The 15,203-nt window shown below is 49.8% G+C and carries 19 protein-coding genes and 2 tRNA genes; 11 read left to right on the top strand and 10 right to left on the bottom strand.

Going from position 1 to position 15,203, the window contains the following annotated elements; genetic code table 11:
- Positions 1-35: 35 nt before the first annotated feature.
- Together NT131_06095 and NT131_06090 are read right to left on the bottom strand one after the other, a co-directional pair.
- Complete coding sequence (locus NT131_06095; protein ID MCX6651206.1) at positions 36-1,493, bottom strand: hypothetical protein; 1,458 nt, start codon at positions 1,491-1,493, stop codon at positions 36-38.
- The gene (locus NT131_06090) at positions 1,477-2,205 is read right to left on the bottom strand and encodes an ABC transporter ATP-binding protein (protein ID MCX6651205.1); all 729 of its coding nucleotides are present in this window, start codon (positions 2,203-2,205) and stop codon (positions 1,477-1,479) included. Before NT131_06090 ends, NT131_06095 begins: the two co-directional genes overlap by 17 nt.
- A 134-nt stretch (positions 2,206-2,339) precedes the next feature.
- Here NT131_06090 and NT131_06085 point away from each other — a divergent pair, with 134 nt between their 5' ends.
- Complete coding sequence (locus NT131_06085) at positions 2,340-2,675, top strand: hypothetical protein (protein MCX6651204.1); 336 nt, start codon at positions 2,340-2,342, stop codon at positions 2,673-2,675.
- A gap of 31 nt (positions 2,676-2,706) precedes the next feature.
- Positions 2,707-2,779, top strand: a tRNA-Asn gene (locus tag NT131_06080).
- 26 nt (positions 2,780-2,805) lie between these two features.
- Here the strand turns inward: NT131_06080 and NT131_06075 are convergent.
- The 5 genes from NT131_06075 to NT131_06055 are packed head-to-tail and all read right to left on the bottom strand — an operon-like array spanning position 2,806 to position 4,861.
- Entirely contained in the window at positions 2,806-3,162 is a 357-nt protein-coding gene (locus tag NT131_06075; GenBank protein MCX6651203.1) for a cupin domain-containing protein, read from the bottom strand.
- A gap of 9 nt (positions 3,163-3,171) precedes the next feature.
- Entirely contained in the window at positions 3,172-3,510 is a 339-nt protein-coding gene (locus NT131_06070; protein MCX6651202.1) for a cupin domain-containing protein, read from the bottom strand.
- Positions 3,507-3,644 carry a hypothetical protein gene (locus tag NT131_06065; protein ID MCX6651201.1) on the bottom strand — a complete coding sequence of 46 codons (138 nt, stop codon included), beginning with the start codon at positions 3,642-3,644 and terminating at the stop codon, positions 3,507-3,509. Before NT131_06065 ends, NT131_06070 begins: the two co-directional genes overlap by 4 nt.
- Complete coding sequence (locus NT131_06060; protein ID MCX6651200.1) at positions 3,641-4,243, bottom strand: helix-turn-helix domain containing protein; 603 nt, start codon at positions 4,241-4,243, stop codon at positions 3,641-3,643. The genes NT131_06065 and NT131_06060 overlap by 4 nt, the downstream gene beginning before the upstream one ends.
- 54 nt (positions 4,244-4,297) lie before the next feature.
- Entirely contained in the window at positions 4,298-4,861 is a 564-nt protein-coding gene (locus tag NT131_06055; GenBank protein MCX6651199.1) for a DUF2284 domain-containing protein, read from the bottom strand.
- A gap of 257 nt (positions 4,862-5,118) precedes the next feature.
- On the opposite strand from NT131_06055, the gene NT131_06050 reads away from it, so the two are divergent.
- Positions 5,119-5,192, top strand: a tRNA-Ile gene (locus tag NT131_06050).
- A gap of 39 nt (positions 5,193-5,231) precedes the next feature.
- On the opposite strand, the gene NT131_06045 is transcribed toward NT131_06050, so the two are convergent.
- Positions 5,232-6,224, bottom strand: a complete 993-nt coding sequence (locus NT131_06045) for a site-specific integrase (protein ID MCX6651198.1) — start codon at positions 6,222-6,224, stop codon at positions 5,232-5,234.
- Between the two features lie 423 nt (positions 6,225-6,647).
- Between NT131_06045 and NT131_06040 the strand changes: the two genes are divergently transcribed.
- Entirely contained in the window at positions 6,648-7,529 is an 882-nt protein-coding gene (locus tag NT131_06040; protein MCX6651197.1) for a hypothetical protein, read from the top strand.
- 143 nt (positions 7,530-7,672) lie between these two features.
- On the opposite strand, the gene NT131_06035 is transcribed toward NT131_06040, so the two are convergent.
- Together NT131_06035 and NT131_06030 are read right to left on the bottom strand one after the other, a co-directional pair.
- On the bottom strand, positions 7,673-8,059 hold the full coding sequence (locus NT131_06035) for a hypothetical protein (protein MCX6651196.1): 387 nt from the start codon (positions 8,057-8,059) through the stop codon (positions 7,673-7,675).
- 267 nt (positions 8,060-8,326) lie between these two features.
- On the bottom strand, positions 8,327-8,629 hold the full coding sequence (locus NT131_06030) for a hypothetical protein (protein ID MCX6651195.1): 303 nt from the start codon (positions 8,627-8,629) through the stop codon (positions 8,327-8,329).
- 162 nt (positions 8,630-8,791) lie between these two features.
- Here NT131_06030 and NT131_06025 point away from each other — a divergent pair, with 162 nt between their 5' ends.
- The 7 genes from NT131_06025 (at position 8,792) to NT131_05995 (ending at position 14,867) form a co-directional block, all read left to right on the top strand.
- Complete coding sequence (locus NT131_06025; protein MCX6651194.1) at positions 8,792-9,187, top strand: hypothetical protein; 396 nt, start codon at positions 8,792-8,794, stop codon at positions 9,185-9,187.
- 83 nt (positions 9,188-9,270) lie between these two features.
- On the top strand, positions 9,271-9,912 hold the full coding sequence (locus NT131_06020; protein ID MCX6651193.1) for a zinc ribbon domain-containing protein: 642 nt from the start codon (positions 9,271-9,273) through the stop codon (positions 9,910-9,912).
- Positions 9,909-10,313, top strand: coding sequence for a hypothetical protein (locus NT131_06015; GenBank protein ID MCX6651192.1), 405 nt, complete (start codon positions 9,909-9,911; stop codon positions 10,311-10,313). Before NT131_06020 ends, NT131_06015 begins: the two co-directional genes overlap by 4 nt.
- Entirely contained in the window at positions 10,313-10,849 is a 537-nt protein-coding gene (cas1, locus tag NT131_06010) for a CRISPR-associated endonuclease Cas1 (GenBank protein MCX6651191.1), read from the top strand. Before NT131_06015 ends, cas1 begins: the two co-directional genes overlap by 1 nt.
- Before the next feature lie 12 nt (positions 10,850-10,861).
- The gene (locus NT131_06005; protein ID MCX6651190.1) at positions 10,862-11,164 is read left to right on the top strand and encodes a hypothetical protein; all 303 of its coding nucleotides are present in this window, start codon (positions 10,862-10,864) and stop codon (positions 11,162-11,164) included.
- 419 nt (positions 11,165-11,583) lie between these two features.
- Positions 11,584-13,653: an N-6 DNA methylase gene (locus NT131_06000; GenBank protein ID MCX6651189.1), complete on the top strand. Its 2,070-nt coding sequence runs from the start codon at positions 11,584-11,586 to the stop codon at positions 13,651-13,653.
- Positions 13,653-14,867, top strand: a complete 1,215-nt coding sequence (locus NT131_05995; protein ID MCX6651188.1) for a hypothetical protein — start codon at positions 13,653-13,655, stop codon at positions 14,865-14,867. The genes NT131_06000 and NT131_05995 overlap by 1 nt, the downstream gene beginning before the upstream one ends.
- Positions 14,868-15,203: the final 336 nt, after the last annotated feature.

The raw sequence follows: 15,203 nt of genomic DNA, 5'->3' as shown, positions 1-15,203 counted from the left end.
CCGGGGAAAGGGCCCCCGGAGGATAAATCAATTGCTCATTGGAATGTGGCCCCGCTCCATTTCCTCCCGATCCCCTTGTAGAAGTACAGGCTGAGGAGGAGCAGCACCCCGCATACGCCCAATATGCCGGCCAAGGCCCACCAGACCCCGCTCATCAGACTGAAGGACAGTATGGTCAGCAGCAGGTCCGGAAGGATGGATATGGCCGTGAACTTGGTGAGCACGGTGGGGTTCAGGAAGAAGGAGTTGGCGTTCAGCCCGGTGAGATAGGCCGTGGCCACGATCATGTATACGGTGGTGCAGTAGAGGACTATCAGAGCTAGCCACAGCAGCTGCCATTCGTTGTTGAGCATCGATATCAGCACCACGAACAGGGTGGAGACGGCGGTGGTCAGGATGAAGAAGGCGCCCAGCTTGGTCTTTATTATCTGGGGGACGGAAACGGGCAGCGTCTCGTAATAATCGTTCAGGTCGGTGTTGGTCATCCAGGTGTAGAGGAGCACCCCGAAGAAGCCCACCATGGCCCCGTAGAACACGGCGTTGAAGCCCACCGGGATGTTCAGGCCGTGGTTGATGTACCAGGTGGTGAAGCCGAGGAAGACCAGCGGCACGATGTAGGCGAAGAACATCTTGGTGGCCAGGCCGGAGCGCCGGATGTCCACGAACTCCTTGGCCATCAGGGTGGGGGAGCGCAGGAAGGAGAAGCGCTTGAGCTGCTCCTGGTAGAGCTCCTTGTGCCTTCCGACGGAGATGTGCTGGTCGGGCCGGACCAGGTTCACGGCCAGGACGAGGAAGACGATGGTCAGGACGATGGTTATCCCGAGGTATGGTAACGCCACGGACCAGTCCGCAGGGAAGGGCGGCGCGTTGAGCTGGTAGCCCAGGCCGGGGACGAGAACCTCCATGCCGTAGCTGTGGGTGAGCCCAAAGCCGCACATCAGCAGCACCAGCCCGGCCACCCCTGCCCCGAACAACCGGCGGTCTATGGAATAGAGGACGGAGATAAAGAAGCTCAGGGACATGCCGTAGAGGAAGCTCAGTATGAGCCCCAGGAATATCAACAGGACGGAGACGAGGGAGTACGAGGCTATGACCGCTCCCAAGGCCATGCCGCCCAGGGCGGGGAGGAGCATCAGGGCCGCGTAGAAGATGGAGTCCTTCAGGTACATCCCTAGGAACACCTTGCGGAAGGTCAGGGGGTACAGGAAGGGCATGCTGAGTATGAAGTTGTCCTTGCCGTAGCGCCTTTCTAAGATGGTCCGGCCGATGAAGCCGAAAGCCCCCACGCTGACCCCGTAGATGAACACCCCGCCGTAGGACATGGTGATCAGGTCCACGAACCGCAGGTCGCCGGTCAGGGTGCCCATGCCGTAGGTGAACAGCGCGGTGAAGAAGAATATGTAGAGGGGGAGCGAGAGGAACATGTGGCGCGAGGAGTAGGACACGTGCATGCGGTACTCCTCCCGCAGCATGAGCTCAAGGAGCGATGCCATTGCCCCCGCCCACTATCCTCAGGAAGAGCGATTCGAGGTCCTCGCCGTTCACCAGGACGTTCTCCACCTTGTCACGCAGCACCACCTTCCCGCGGTCCAGGATCATGATGTCCTGCACGATCCTCTGCGCAATGTCCAGTATGTGCGAGCATAGGAAGACCGTGCGCCCTTCGTCCCGCAGCTCCAGGAGATAATCGCGCAGCTTGCGCTGGTAGATGGGGTCCAGGTTGATGAACGGCTCGTCCAGGAAGAGCAGCTTAGGTTCGTGGATGAAGGCCGCGGCCAGCATGACCTTCTGCCGCATGCCCTTGGACAGGTCGCGGCACAGTGTGCCCTCGGCCTCTTTGAGGTCAAAGAAGTTCAGCCAGCGCTCGATGCGCCCGTCCAGCGATTGCACCTCGTGCAATGTGCCGGCGAACCTCAGGAACTCCGAGGCCGTGAGGTACGACGGCGGGCTCTCCACCTCCGGCACGATGCCTACCCGGCGCTTGATCTCTATGGCCTGTTTGGCGGGGTCTATCCCCAGTACCTCGGCCGATCCAGCGGTGGGTGACAACTGCCCGGTCAGCAGCTTGAGCAGGGTGGATTTACCGGCGCCGTTGGGACCGAAGCAACCGAAGAAGACGCCCTCGTCGACGGTGAACGTGGCCTGGTCCAAGGCCATGAAGTCCCCATACCTCTTGGTGAGCCCTTTCACCTTGATGGCCGGCATGCAGGTAACGATACAGCGTGGATTATATAATCTGTGCGAGCTGGAACGGCGTTAATGGAACGAAAGGGAGAAGAAACGAATTTAACTATACCCAATGTTATCACGTGTCTATCGGGAAGCCGGGAGATGACGACATGAAGGGGCATAGCGTTCTAACCAGCAAGATCGAGGCCGAGGTCGAGCTATTGGAGAGGCACGTGGTCATGTTGAACGCCATCAAGAAGTACGAGCCCATCGGCATCATCCGCCTGTCCGAGCTGTTGGACATCCCCCAGCACAAGGTGCGGTACTCACTGCGCATCTTGGAGCAGGAGGGGCTCATCAACCCTTCGCCCGAAGGCGCCGTGACCACCGAAAAGCTCTCCGAATTCTACGAGAGGGTGGTGGCCATTCTGGACCGCATGGAGGGCACCGTGGGGAAGCTGAAAGGGGAGCTGGAACAGGAGTCCAAGAACAGCATAAAGGATTAATATCAGGCCCCTGTTTTAGAGCCCGCATCAGGCCGTCGTAGCTCAGTCGGTAGAGCGTGTGACTGTTAATCACAAGGTCAGCGGTTCGATCCCGCTCGACGGCGCCTTCTCGAATTTTATAAAAAATGTTTCAGGCCCTGATCATTATCAGCATCATCTTGAAGGCCTTGACCCCGTGCAGGGCGTGCGGCTGGTTAGCTGGCATTATCAGCATCTCGCCCTCTTTGACCAGGTGTTTCTTCCCGGCGATGGTGATCTCCGCCTCCCCGTCCAATATCTCCACCATGGCGTCGTACGGGGCGGTATGCTCGCTCAGCCCCTGCCCCTGGTCGAAGGAGAAGACGGTGATCGTGCCTACGTTCTTGTTAATCAGCGTCCGGCTGACCACCGCTCCTTCCTGATACGAGACCAGGTCCTTGGACACCATCACCTTCCCTCTGAGGTCCTCCTTCTTCGCTCCTTCTGGGTTCATCATCTCCATCGGCATCTTCATCCCTCACAGCACCTTGGTCGAGGCGGCCGGCCGGGGCATCTTGACCACCAAGAAACGGAAGGTAGACGCGGACTCGTTGAACAGGCGGTGGGGGACCTTGGCCGGCGACTCCACTATCGTGTCCGCGCTGACCTCCTTCACCTCGTCGCCAATCTCCACCTTGCCAGTGCCTTCTAGGACGTAGAAGAACACGTCGACCGGGGTTATGTGCTTCTTCAGGGTCTCGCCCGGTTTCAGTGTGATCACCACTGCCTGGCCGTGTTCGTGGTCGTATATCATGCGCACGCTGACCTTGTGCGGGTTCTCCTTCTCCGGGAACTCCGTGTACTTGGCTGACTTCATTTCTTCACCTTGCCTTTGGAATATTTCAAAGCGTCCTTGTGGCAGGTTCCCAGGCACCTGCCGCACAGATAGTACTCCGCCCCCGCCCTGGCCTTCAGCACCTGGGAGGGGCACATTCTCGCCTCGATTATCATGGCCTGACCTCCAGGCATTTCCTGAGCAGATTCAGAAGGGGGGCGGACCGCGAACGCAGGTCGTAGGAGAAGCCGGAGTTCCGCCATTCCAGGACGGCCATCCGTATGCTGCCCATGTAGAGCAGGGCGAAGGCCTCGCCATCGACGTCCAGGGCGAACTCCTCCAGGCGTTGCCCTTCCTTGACCAGTTGGCATATGAGCCCCGAGCGGGAGGTCCGACGGAGGTCGAACCTCTCCCTGGTCGAGGGGTAATCCCTGAAAAGGTCCTCCTGGAACAGGACCGAGGTGTGGTGGGGATTTTTCTGGAACGCCTCCATCTGCCAGGTCAGCATGTTCTCCAACGTCTGCAGGGGTCCTTCCCCACGGGGGACGTATTGGTTCCCCTCGAAGACCATGTTGGCCATGGAGTTGACGATGTCCTCCTTGCCCTTGAAGTGCCGGAACAGGGCGGCCTCGGTAAGACCGATGCTGTCCGCGATCTTCCGCAGGGTGAGGGCGTGTATACCTTCCTGGTCCACGATCCTCAGGGCGGCCTCCAGTATCTGCCGCTTCCTTGTCCCGTTGTCAATCCTCATGTTCAGGCCTTTGTTAGTTATCAATTACTAACATAGACGGACCGAGTATAAAATGATTGCAGAAAGATGTTCCGAAGGTCAATCAAGGAGCAGCATCCCGGTCCAGACGTAGGTGTCCTTGGGCGGCAGGTCGATGTGCATGCCAGCGTTCTCCGCCGTCTGCACAACGTCGATGCCCATCGCCTCCATGGACGGCCTTGCTTTGAACGGATGTCGGCAGCTCCCGCCCTCCGGAGCGTTGCATTTCTCGCAATAAGGACAGGTGCCTCCGCCCAGCCCGGCGGCGAAGCGGTACCCCATGTACATGGCGTCCCTCTCCAGTTTGGCCACGGCGTCGTTGAGCTTGGTGACCTGCTCCCGGGCCAGCTCCTCGCGGTCCTCCCCCTCTATGAGCGCCGGCTGCGCCACCTGCACCAATATGGCGTACTTGTATCTCGCCAGGACCGTCGCGAACTTCTCCGCGGTCGCCACGAAAGGGGGGCAGACGTGGCTACGGCCGAAGTTCTGGCATAATGGGACCTGGCATTTGAAGTTGACCCGCGGGTCCACTACAACGTAGCTGATGGGGATGGCAGATACCTTACTCGCCCCGTATATGGTGGCGTTGGCGCAAAGGGCCTGAAGATGCGGTTCGATGTCCATTTACTTCCTCCGGGTAATGATTCCTTTACCGGCCAAAGAACGTTTCCCTATCGACTGCTCACTTTTTTATTACTGTAGGTTCTCTTTGAACCAGGGAATTAAATGTTGGAGTCGACCTGGAAGAAGGAAGCGGACAAAGATCAGTTGAAGGATTCGGAGAGGATCTCGCAGCTGGCCGAGAAAGGCGTACGAAAGACGCCTGGGACTGGTAAAACAACAATTTTATATTGCCCTCCGCTTTAACCTGAACCCATCAAGGGTCCGTAGCTTAGTCCGGTGGAGCGGCCGGCTCATAACCGGTTGGTCGTCGGTTCAAATCCGACCGGGCCCACATGTATCTTTATCCAGACAATTATTTTTTGAATTCAATTCAATCGTTTTCAGCCTTTATAGCTGGCTCGGTCCGAAACATGCTGTTGTATGTTTCATTGACACGGGCGAACGCAAGGTCAGCCTTGGTGCGGCAATAGTACCGCTCCGTGGTCTTCGTCGATGTGTGCCTCATGCTCTGCGATACCTGTTCTATCGGAACGCCGCCGTCCAGCGCCAGTTGCCCTCCGGTCGGTCGGAAGTCCTTCCATTTGAAGGCGATGCCGGTACGCTTTATAATTTCCTTCTTCAACCGGGCGAAGGCCTGCTGGGTGTAGCAGCCTACGCCCTTGCAGGACACGGCCGGTATCAGCGGCTCGGCGCATGATATCCCTTTGGACCTCAGCATCGTCTCCCTCGCCTCGAGGAAATCGAGAACGAACGGCTTCAGGACGTCCGGGACCTGCAGACGGCGAACCTCGCCGTATAGGTCCTTGCCTTTGGGGTTGGAGACGAGGAAGGTCCACTTCCTCGTGTCTATATCGCTTAGTAAAGCCTTCTGCAGCTCCCCCGGTCGAAGTTGAAGGAAGGTGAACATGGCCGCCGCGAAGCGGCAGGTCTCGCCTCTCCATCCCCCGACCTCCTTGCAGGCCTGAAATATCTCCAGGAGTTCGTCGCGATCCAGGGAGAACGGCTCCCGATGATCGTTCCCGATCCTGATCCGGCCTATCCTCAGCAGATCCTCGACCTTGCGGTTCCCGCCGTCTAGGCACACGTCCTTCAGCAGTTGCATCTGCTTCCTGATGGTGGACAATTTCGGCGGTCTTCCCTTGACGGTCCTGTTCCTCAGCGTCATGAATATCTCGATGACGTCGTTCTCTGTGAACAGGTAGGGGTTCGAGGTGCTTATCGTGCCTCGTTCCTTGAGGTCCTGCACGATCGTGGAGATGAAATGCAATTTCCGTTCCCTCTCCTTGATAGTACTCTCCCCCAGGCGGGCTCGCGCGTTGTTCAGGTATCGTCGATAGGCACACACGCATGGAAATCGACCCATTGTCGTTCCTCTGTTGTGGCTATCCGCTTGGCCGCGACTCCTGTCTTTGTTCTTTCTCTTTTTCGGATGTCGCGGTCCCGCGGGGACAAGTTGTTCGTCTTCCGGCGATATCCTCGTCCCGGAATGCGGAAGGGGGTGCGGCCTTCTAAGATTTGCGGCGCTCCGGTCGTCGCCGTCCTTCCCCTTCTTCGTTCCGCTTTTCCGCATGCCAGTCACCGATGAAACGGCAGGCTGATTCCGTCATCCAGATAGCATGCTGGTGACAGGTCGATTTAATTGCCTACCTTTTCCGAAAAAATAAACAGTTAATGTCTAGAAGGACAATAGTAACCGGAAATGAAGAGGAAAAATGACCAGAACGTTGAAATAGTCATGCCGAGCCAGATACTGGATTATCTATCGGTTCATGATGCGATTGTCCGTATGAGCAGCATGTTCGATATGATGGAGCCGTTAACCTCCAACGACGTCGGGCGATTGTGCGAAAAAGGCTTCATTTCCGACGCTCGGCTGAACATCCTCTCTCAGATGCTATTCCCTCAGCTCTGCTCCATCATCGAGAGGGGGTTGACGTTGGAAGAGATCGGGCTACTCGCCGGTTTCGATCGGGCGAGAACGAAGAAAGCGCTCAAGAAATCCATCGTAAAAGGATTGTCGACGATCGTGGTCGAGAAGGCAGACAGTAAGAGATACGTGAAAGTCAGCGTGCCCCTGGTGATAAAGGTCTTAGTAAATGAGGAGATGAAAGAGACAATATCCAAGGAGCCGCTGCTTGCGCCCAAGTCTTCTGTTAACAGACTGCTGCGAAAAGGATACAGGACCAAGGACGGCCGTTCATTGCGTTATGATTACCTCTCCTTCGTCCCCGGTCCGATGCCCACTGTGTACTTTTTCAAGAGCGGCAAGGACCTTGTCAGTGAGTCTGTGGGTGATAAGCGCCTGAAGGAGATGGAAGCGCGCTTCATCAAGGACAAAGGGGCGATGAAAGCCGATCGGGAGATCGCCCTTGCGCAGCTCAATCTCTTGAAATGCATTTTCGAGAGCGAATTCGCTTCTGAGTTCATTGAGCAAATGACGGCGCTGTTCTTCAGCACTTATGATAACGTTCACCGTTACGCCTACAGGTTCAACGCCCTGGGCGACATGAGGACGTTTAACAATATCGAAAAGCTGGCCCAGGCGTTCCTCCTCTTCGCTCAAGGTCTGGAAGATAGTGGTCCAGCGATCAGACCTGGATTATTGGGCGAGGTCGTTGATATTATCAATGCGGCCATCGGGGAGTTGAATAACGAATCTGAGGATTGAAACGATTATCAGCATCAAATCTGGGAAATGGGTGGCGTTCTTACATGCCATCCCTCACGAACGAACATCAATCGGTTCTGATTGATCGTTCCTTGCATGACATGGTTTTACTGCGGATGGTAATGCTCTCCGAGAGATCAATATCAACATCCTGGGTGGCAATAATTAATTCTGTATACCGCTTCGGTTAACCGATTCAAGTTCCTAGTTCTATTAAGATTCCAGTACATGGGTTTATGACATGTTGGGCATGTCCCAATCCGCACACAGCTCAGCGCATCGATCCTCGCCGCCTTGACCGCCTCTTCCAGCTTCTTCTTTTCGTCCGCGCGGCGCTTCCTCTCCCTGGCTCTATCCTTCTCGATCATCCTGGCCCCGGTGAGTACGATATCACGGAAGGACAAAACGCTGTCCTTTTTTAGTGCATCGAGGCGAGCGTACTCCTCCTTAGACACGCGGAAGGACACGGTCGGCTTCTTGGCGTCGTATCTGGTCTTAGCGTTCTCCTTCTTGATAGGTTTTGATTTCATGATAACACCGATTACGATATTGTTTACGATACACTTAACCGTTCGTTTACGATATCGGTTACGACGGCGGGGATCTTAGGGTTTTACCCCCTTGCTTTCGCGCGCGATATATCTATTGATAAGCAAGGGGAGTATCGTAGGAGACGGTACACCATATGACAGATGTGTGCTCTCTCCGGCGTGCATCTTTAGAGCGCTACGACCTCTTTTACATTGTATTTTATTTCGATGATCGCGCACAGCATGCAAATGCCGTTCTCAAGATTATCAAGATGTAATGATGTCGTCTATCTCGATGAGTTTCTCGGACACCTCCTCTCCTTTTCTTGAAAGTTTATAGAAGAATGTCTTGTACGGTTTTTCGATGAATTTTTTCTCGACGATCCCACCGGCCATTAATTTGTCAAGCACGTCCTTCAGGCGATAATAACCTCCCGGGACGAGCCGTATATCCGATGTCCTGATCTCCTTGCGTTCTTTTATCAAGAGTATAAGATCGACGGCGTTTGCCAACCCCAGTACCTCAGCGACCTTCGACCTCTCAGTTGAATCCGTTGTCTGCTTGACCAATGTCAATCTCCAATTAACAATCAGAACCGGAAATATGATAAATTTGTTACTGGATAACTAATACCACATACCAAATAGTAATTGATATATAATTTGGAAACATATTCGACACGTGCGATAGACGTCGTTGGATCGACGTTTTACACGATCGGGGCGATTAGGATGCAGGAAACCTCTGAAAAGAGAAGGTCCGATGTGGAGATGACGATATACGTGCTTAGGAAAGGCAGAGCGTTCAAGTGGTTGGGCCTGATAATGACGATGGGGGGTATCTTGGAGTGCATGATCCTCGCCTGGATATACGAAGATGCCGGGTTCCTTGATTTCATGTCCGGCCTCGCAATGGCGGGCCTGGCAATGATGTTCATGGGATGGCTCATGGAGGCGAAGCTGCCCAGCTATCGAAGGCAGCTCGCCGAGCTTGTAAGAACGGCATCGCCGACCGCCGATCCTGCGTCAACGATCGTTGCCGAAAAGGGAAAGCATTGCAGGTTCTGCGGGCGTCAGACCGCAGAGGATTCCCTATTCTGCGAAGGCTGCGGCAAGAGGCTGACATGATCCCAAGGTCAGAAACGCCTTGCAGAGCGTCTAGGATCGCGCCGCTGCCGCCTCTTCGTTATAAAAGTCCTCATTCCCTGCATATGAGCGCGATATGCGTCCTAGCCCTGTTCCTGACGTTCCTGCCGCTGATTGATAGCGTCTCTGCTGCTGAGGGCTTCAAGGTCAACGGTGATGTGTTGATCAAACCAGGGTACTATTGCAAGCTGCCCTTCGTCATGGCCACCGACGGTGTGTTGGAGTTCACCGTGACGGTGCATTCGGGTCCGAACATCGATGTGATACTGATATCCGCGTCTGAGCTTAGCGACTACGAGAACGGCGATTCGTACACGTACTACCTGGGCGGCACGTTCTCCGATTGTGACGAGGCGGAAGGGGACGTGTACCTCAATGCCGGTACATATTACCTCATACTGAGCAACGACGGGAGCCAGTCCGCCTCGGTACATTACATGTACACGCCGACCGCGTTCAGCACGGGTTCAGATGATGACGGAGGTTATGAACTCCTCTCCTCGACGGCCATCGTCGTGATGATTGCCGTCATCGCGATCGTGGTCATCTTGGCATTGGCCTATGCTTCTGAAATGAAGAAGAAGGAGAATATTTTGGAAATAGGACCGGTCAACAAATCAACAGATGCGGTGTTCTGCAGGCATTGCGGGGAACCGATCTTGGACGATTCCGTGTATTGCGGCAAATGCGGAGGCAGGATAAGATGAGGACGAAGGGAAACACGGCCTCATCCAGATCGTATGATAATATGCGATCCGAAGGGAATGGAACCATCCCGGTCAATGTCAAGACCTGTCAGAGCTGCGGTCACGTCTTCGTCGAGGGCTATCACGGCTCGTTGGGCATACAATTCTGGCTTTCGGCACTTACCTTCTTCGGCGGCATAGCCTATTGGGCGTTGCGGGGCCGGGGGGAGCGCTGCCCCCGGTGCAAGAAACGGAGATTCAGCGTACGATACTGCATAATCCATCTCGGCATCATGAACTGGCAGGACGGTGCGGGAGCGGTACTCGTCGCTCCGACGTCCGGAAGCGCTCGCTGCTCCGCCTGCGGTCGAGAAGCACTTCCCGATTCGGTCCATTGCGAGGGATGTGGGAGCAAATTATGATGTCAGCGAGGGGAGCGGTTAAGAATTCGACGATGGTGAAAATGGGGCCGACCGGACATTCGAATAAAATCGATGAGGTCAAGCTCAAGTTGCCGAAGACCAAGACCACGGCTGATGTAAGATTGGTTGAAGGCAATGTGGCCAACGCTTACTGGGAGATCGTTTCATCCACCTTCGATGATAAGTTCGAGTTCGAAGGTAGGCTGATGGGGAATACCGGAAGGCCATACGGGGCGGTTGATCCGATCAACGCCCTTTTCAATTACGGTTATACCATGCTCGAAGCGCAATGCTGGAGAGCTATCAATGCCAATGGGTTGGATTCATACGTTGGATTCAACCACGAGATGGCTAACGGAAAAGCTTCTTTGGTCTATGATCTGCAAGAGCTATATCGATGGCTTGTCGATATTGCGGTGATAAGTTCTTTGGAAAATAAGGTTTTCGATAAGTCAGATTTCATACGCACCGAGAATTACAACATTCGATTAAGGCCAGTTAGTGTAAGGATACTTATCGAGGAAGTGAACGGTTAGTTCTCATCCAAAGTGGAGTTCAAGAAGAAATCCTGGGAATGGGGTTATATTATCCCTCAAAAGACTGGAGAACTGGCTGATTACATACTGGGTAAGAGAAAAACACTAGACCTCTCAGATCCGACCCCTCACCTGGATAGAAACGATTCTGCATTACTCAGGGAAAAGATCCTCACCGCTTCGTATTATGAATGGAAAAAAATGGGTTTCAGTAAAGGCTCTTTATTTTACCTAAAACAAAATGCGAATAAGGATGAGCCGTTCCAGGTGTATGGGAAGGTAAAGGAAAGGCCGATGGCCTGGCATGAGGGGTGAGTATTATTTTATTAATTTATTAGGGGGTTTCTTATACATATAACACTCTGGAAAATGAATGGGGAATAATGCATGATTCGGCAGGCAGCAAGGTCCTCAATATTATTGAAGGAGAGGAGAAGACGGTCTATCTCATCATAGCTCAGGACCTTCGGCAATGTCATCTTTCCCGGAAGGTCTTGATATCGCCCTCAGTAACAGCCTTTTTAGATGAAAAACCCCCGGAGTTTTGCCGTAGAATATCCAATTATACGTCATGAATTTTGATAGGGGAGATTATTTGTATCGTGATCTTCGAACTCTTCTATTGGACCCCCGGGTACCTACCCCCTATGGATGTTGTTGTGTCTTTTTGATAATTTTCAATTATCAATATTTTACAAGATTTTATAAATACAAATAAGAATAATAAAGGAACCGTGCCAGATGATCCAATCCAATCGTTCATCGATTCCCTTCCAAGTTATATCGATGAAGTAAAAGCTGCAAATTCCGAGGCAAGTAAATCCTCGGCGTTTATCTATTTGATTAGAAAAACGTTTAGTACCATCAACATTGACCACCCAAAAAGACTTATCCCAGAGCTTGAAAAATATGTTAGTATCAAATCTGGAAGTGTTCTAATAAGGGGCCGAATTGATGCGTTGTTGGGTAACGTAATAATTGAGTTTAAAGAGACACTGAATGCAACTAAGACAATAGAAGCAGAGGATCAGTTAAAGCAATATCTGGCCGGACTGTGGTTAATAGATGGAAGCAGAACGAATTATGTATTAATGGCTACAGATGGCTTAATCTTTAAGGTCTATCGTCCAGTCGTAACGTCTGAAGGTCCAGTTAACCCATTGGATATTTCAATAGAAGAAGTAAATCGACTTAATATTGAGTCTTCAAATAGTGAATTGGCATTTAGATGGTTAGATAGGTATGTTTTATACAGAGATAGAATTCCACCAAAATCAAAAGAAATCGTGAATGATTTTGGCGAGGATAGTCCCATTTTTAATTCAGCAATGGCTGATATGAAAATCGCATGGGAAGTTGCTAAACCACTTTCAAGTGCTATCTTTGAGGAATGGTCGAGATATCTCAGTGCTGTTTATGGGGAGCGTATTGATTCTGAAGATTTGTTCCTTAGACATACCTATATAGCTACTTTTGCAAAATTTATGGTCTATTCATATTATTCTGGAGGGGCAATACCCTCTGCTGAGGAAATTGCTGATGTGTTATCTGGAACAGCCTTTAAAGAACTCGGCATAAAAAATTTTCTTGAGGAGGACTTCTTTTCATGGCTCTCTCGAAATGAGTTAGAAAGAAAAGGAGAACTAATCTCCTGGAAGATAATCGAAGGTTTTGAAAGGTATGATCTAACCTTATTAAATGAGGATGTGTTAAAAGCAATGTATCAGGAATTGGTTGACCCAGAGTCAAGACATGACCTTGGAGAATATTATACTCCTGATTGGCTTGCAGAATATGTTGTTGAAGAAATGAATGTGGGGGTTGATAGTAGATCACTCGATCCGTCGTGCGGCTCGGGTACATTTTTAGCCTTTCTAATTAGGAAAAAAATAGAACTATCAACCTTATCACCTGCTGAAACATTAAACCGAATATTAGATACTGTAATAGGTTTTGATATCCATCCACTGGCAGTGTTGGTTGCGAAGGCAAACTATTTGATGGCCTTGGGTAAATTACTTGAATCAAGGGTAACTGATATTAAAATACCAATTTTCTTAGCCAATTCGATAGTATTCCCTGAAGCAACGATGGATATCGAAAAAAGGATTGTTGTATATCGATATCCTGCAAGTGACGGTATATCTTTGGCTGTTCCTGAGTCTATTATCGTTAGTGGACTTGTCGAAGATGTTATTGATGCACTAAATGACTATGCAAAATCGGTAATTGCAGGAAAAACCACAACCGATAAGGAATGGTTTTCAAGTTACTTATTTACAATAAATCCTAAAATTTCATCATTGGGTCAAGAAACCGTGGATATATTGTGGGAAACGTGTAATAATTTAATAAAATTAATTAATCTGAATAAAGATACGATTTATGGTTACATAATAAAAAATGTCTATAAGCCAGCGACGTCTGGAAAATTTGATATTATTGTTGGTAATCCACCCTGGCTGACATACAGTGATATTAAAGATACTGGGTATCAATTAAAAATAAAGAGATTAATTATTGATGTCCATAAATTATTGATAAATACTGATACAAAATTAATGACGCATATGGAATTAGCGACCCTCTTTTATGTTAGATGCAGCTATGTATTTCTCAAACCATCCGGAAAAATAGGTTTCGTAATGCCAGGTTCAATATTCAATGCTGACCAGCATAAAATTTTTAGAAGTGCTTCATTTGTTCCTAAAATTCGATTTGAACAGGTAATTGATCTTACAGGTGTAACTCCCCTTTTTAAGGTCCCAAGCTCAGTAATTATTGGGAGACGAGGCGATTCCTAATGGTTAAACAAAAAAATATGGCTACAATCTCCAAAAAAATGGGTGGAAAATTAAAGGGGAAAAATTCGAATTATGATGAGGTCAATAGTCTAATTGAAAAAAGCTCTTTTTCAATAACAAGCGGAGAATTGGAATTAATTCACTTAGGCAATAGGACCGCCTGGGTTACAAAGGGGGAGATTAATTTTGATTATCAAAAAATGAGGGGGGGAAAAAGCTACTATCTCAATCAATTCAAGCAAGGAGCAACTATTACTCCTATCTCAATCTGGTCTGTAGAAGTAATTCATAATATAAAACTCGGATTTAATAAAAAGAAGCCACCGGTTGAAACATCGAATAAGGCAAAAGAATCGGCTAAAAAACCATATGATACGATTCATCTGAAGGGTCAAGTCGAATCCGATTATTTATTTGGCTGTGCCATTGGCACAGATCTGTTATCTTTCACCCATTTACCATTAAGATTGGTGGTTCTTCCGCTAAGACCTAAAGGTAATAATTATACAATACTTGATCGAAAACAGGTTGAAGCATTGGGACACCGTGGAATGGCTGAATGGTTAAAAAACGGAGAAGATGCATGGAAAAAAGGAAGAGGAGAAAAAGCAGATAAAATGACCCTATATGAACGCTTAGATTATTCCCGATGTCTTACACAACAAAAAGCTAACACGAATTTTGTGGTTTGTTATAATCGGAGTAGTTCACACTTGGCATCTTCAGTTTATGATCTCGAAAAAGAAAGAAATGAAATTGACGCTCGTTTGGGAATTGATACAATCGGAATTGTGGTTGATAATACACTTTATGGGTATTGGACAAATGAAGAAGATGAGGCGTATTACCTATCAGGTATTTTTAACTCCAAAATTGTTGATGACATAATCAAGCCATTTCAAAGTAAGGGCTTGTTCGGTCCACGAGATATTCATACCATTCCACTGGAAATCGATATTCCAAAATTTAACAAGAACGATGGTGATCAAAAAAGGATTGCATCACTTAGTAAAAAAGCTCATGACGTTTCTGATGCTAATCGGGATATAATTTTGGGCGAGCTAAAAGATTTTGATGATTATCTGAATGCAAATGCATTGGGTAGGGTCAGAACTAAAATTAGAGAAAAGATGGAATCAGAATTGGATGAATTGGAAATATTAGTTAAAGAAGTTCTCCAGAAACAAGTTGATAAACAACATTTACTTTTTTAAAGTCAGGCATTCTCATTTCGAAATCTTTGTTTCTTCCACATCAGCGATATTTGTAGTGCCTAATTTTATAAGCAAATAACAAATATTAATAACCACATTCTAAAAAACTTACAGGTGATGAATCAATGGATGTATTGATTGACGCACGCTGCGAATGTGGTTTTTAAATCCAGAACGATGGGGGTGGGTTTCGGGTTCCATTCACTCAGAGAGAACAAAACAGGATCTCAGGAAGATTATTAGCCATCTTATTGCCCGATATGCAAGACCTTGGAAATGATGGATGCGATACCGAAGACTAAGATTTGTGAGCATTGCGGCGGTAAGGTGTTGATG

Source organism: Methanomassiliicoccales archaeon, assembly GCA_026394395.1.
GTDB lineage: Archaea > Thermoplasmatota > Thermoplasmata > Methanomassiliicoccales > UBA472 > UBA472.
This window is presented reverse-complemented; position numbering and strand designations above follow the sequence as displayed.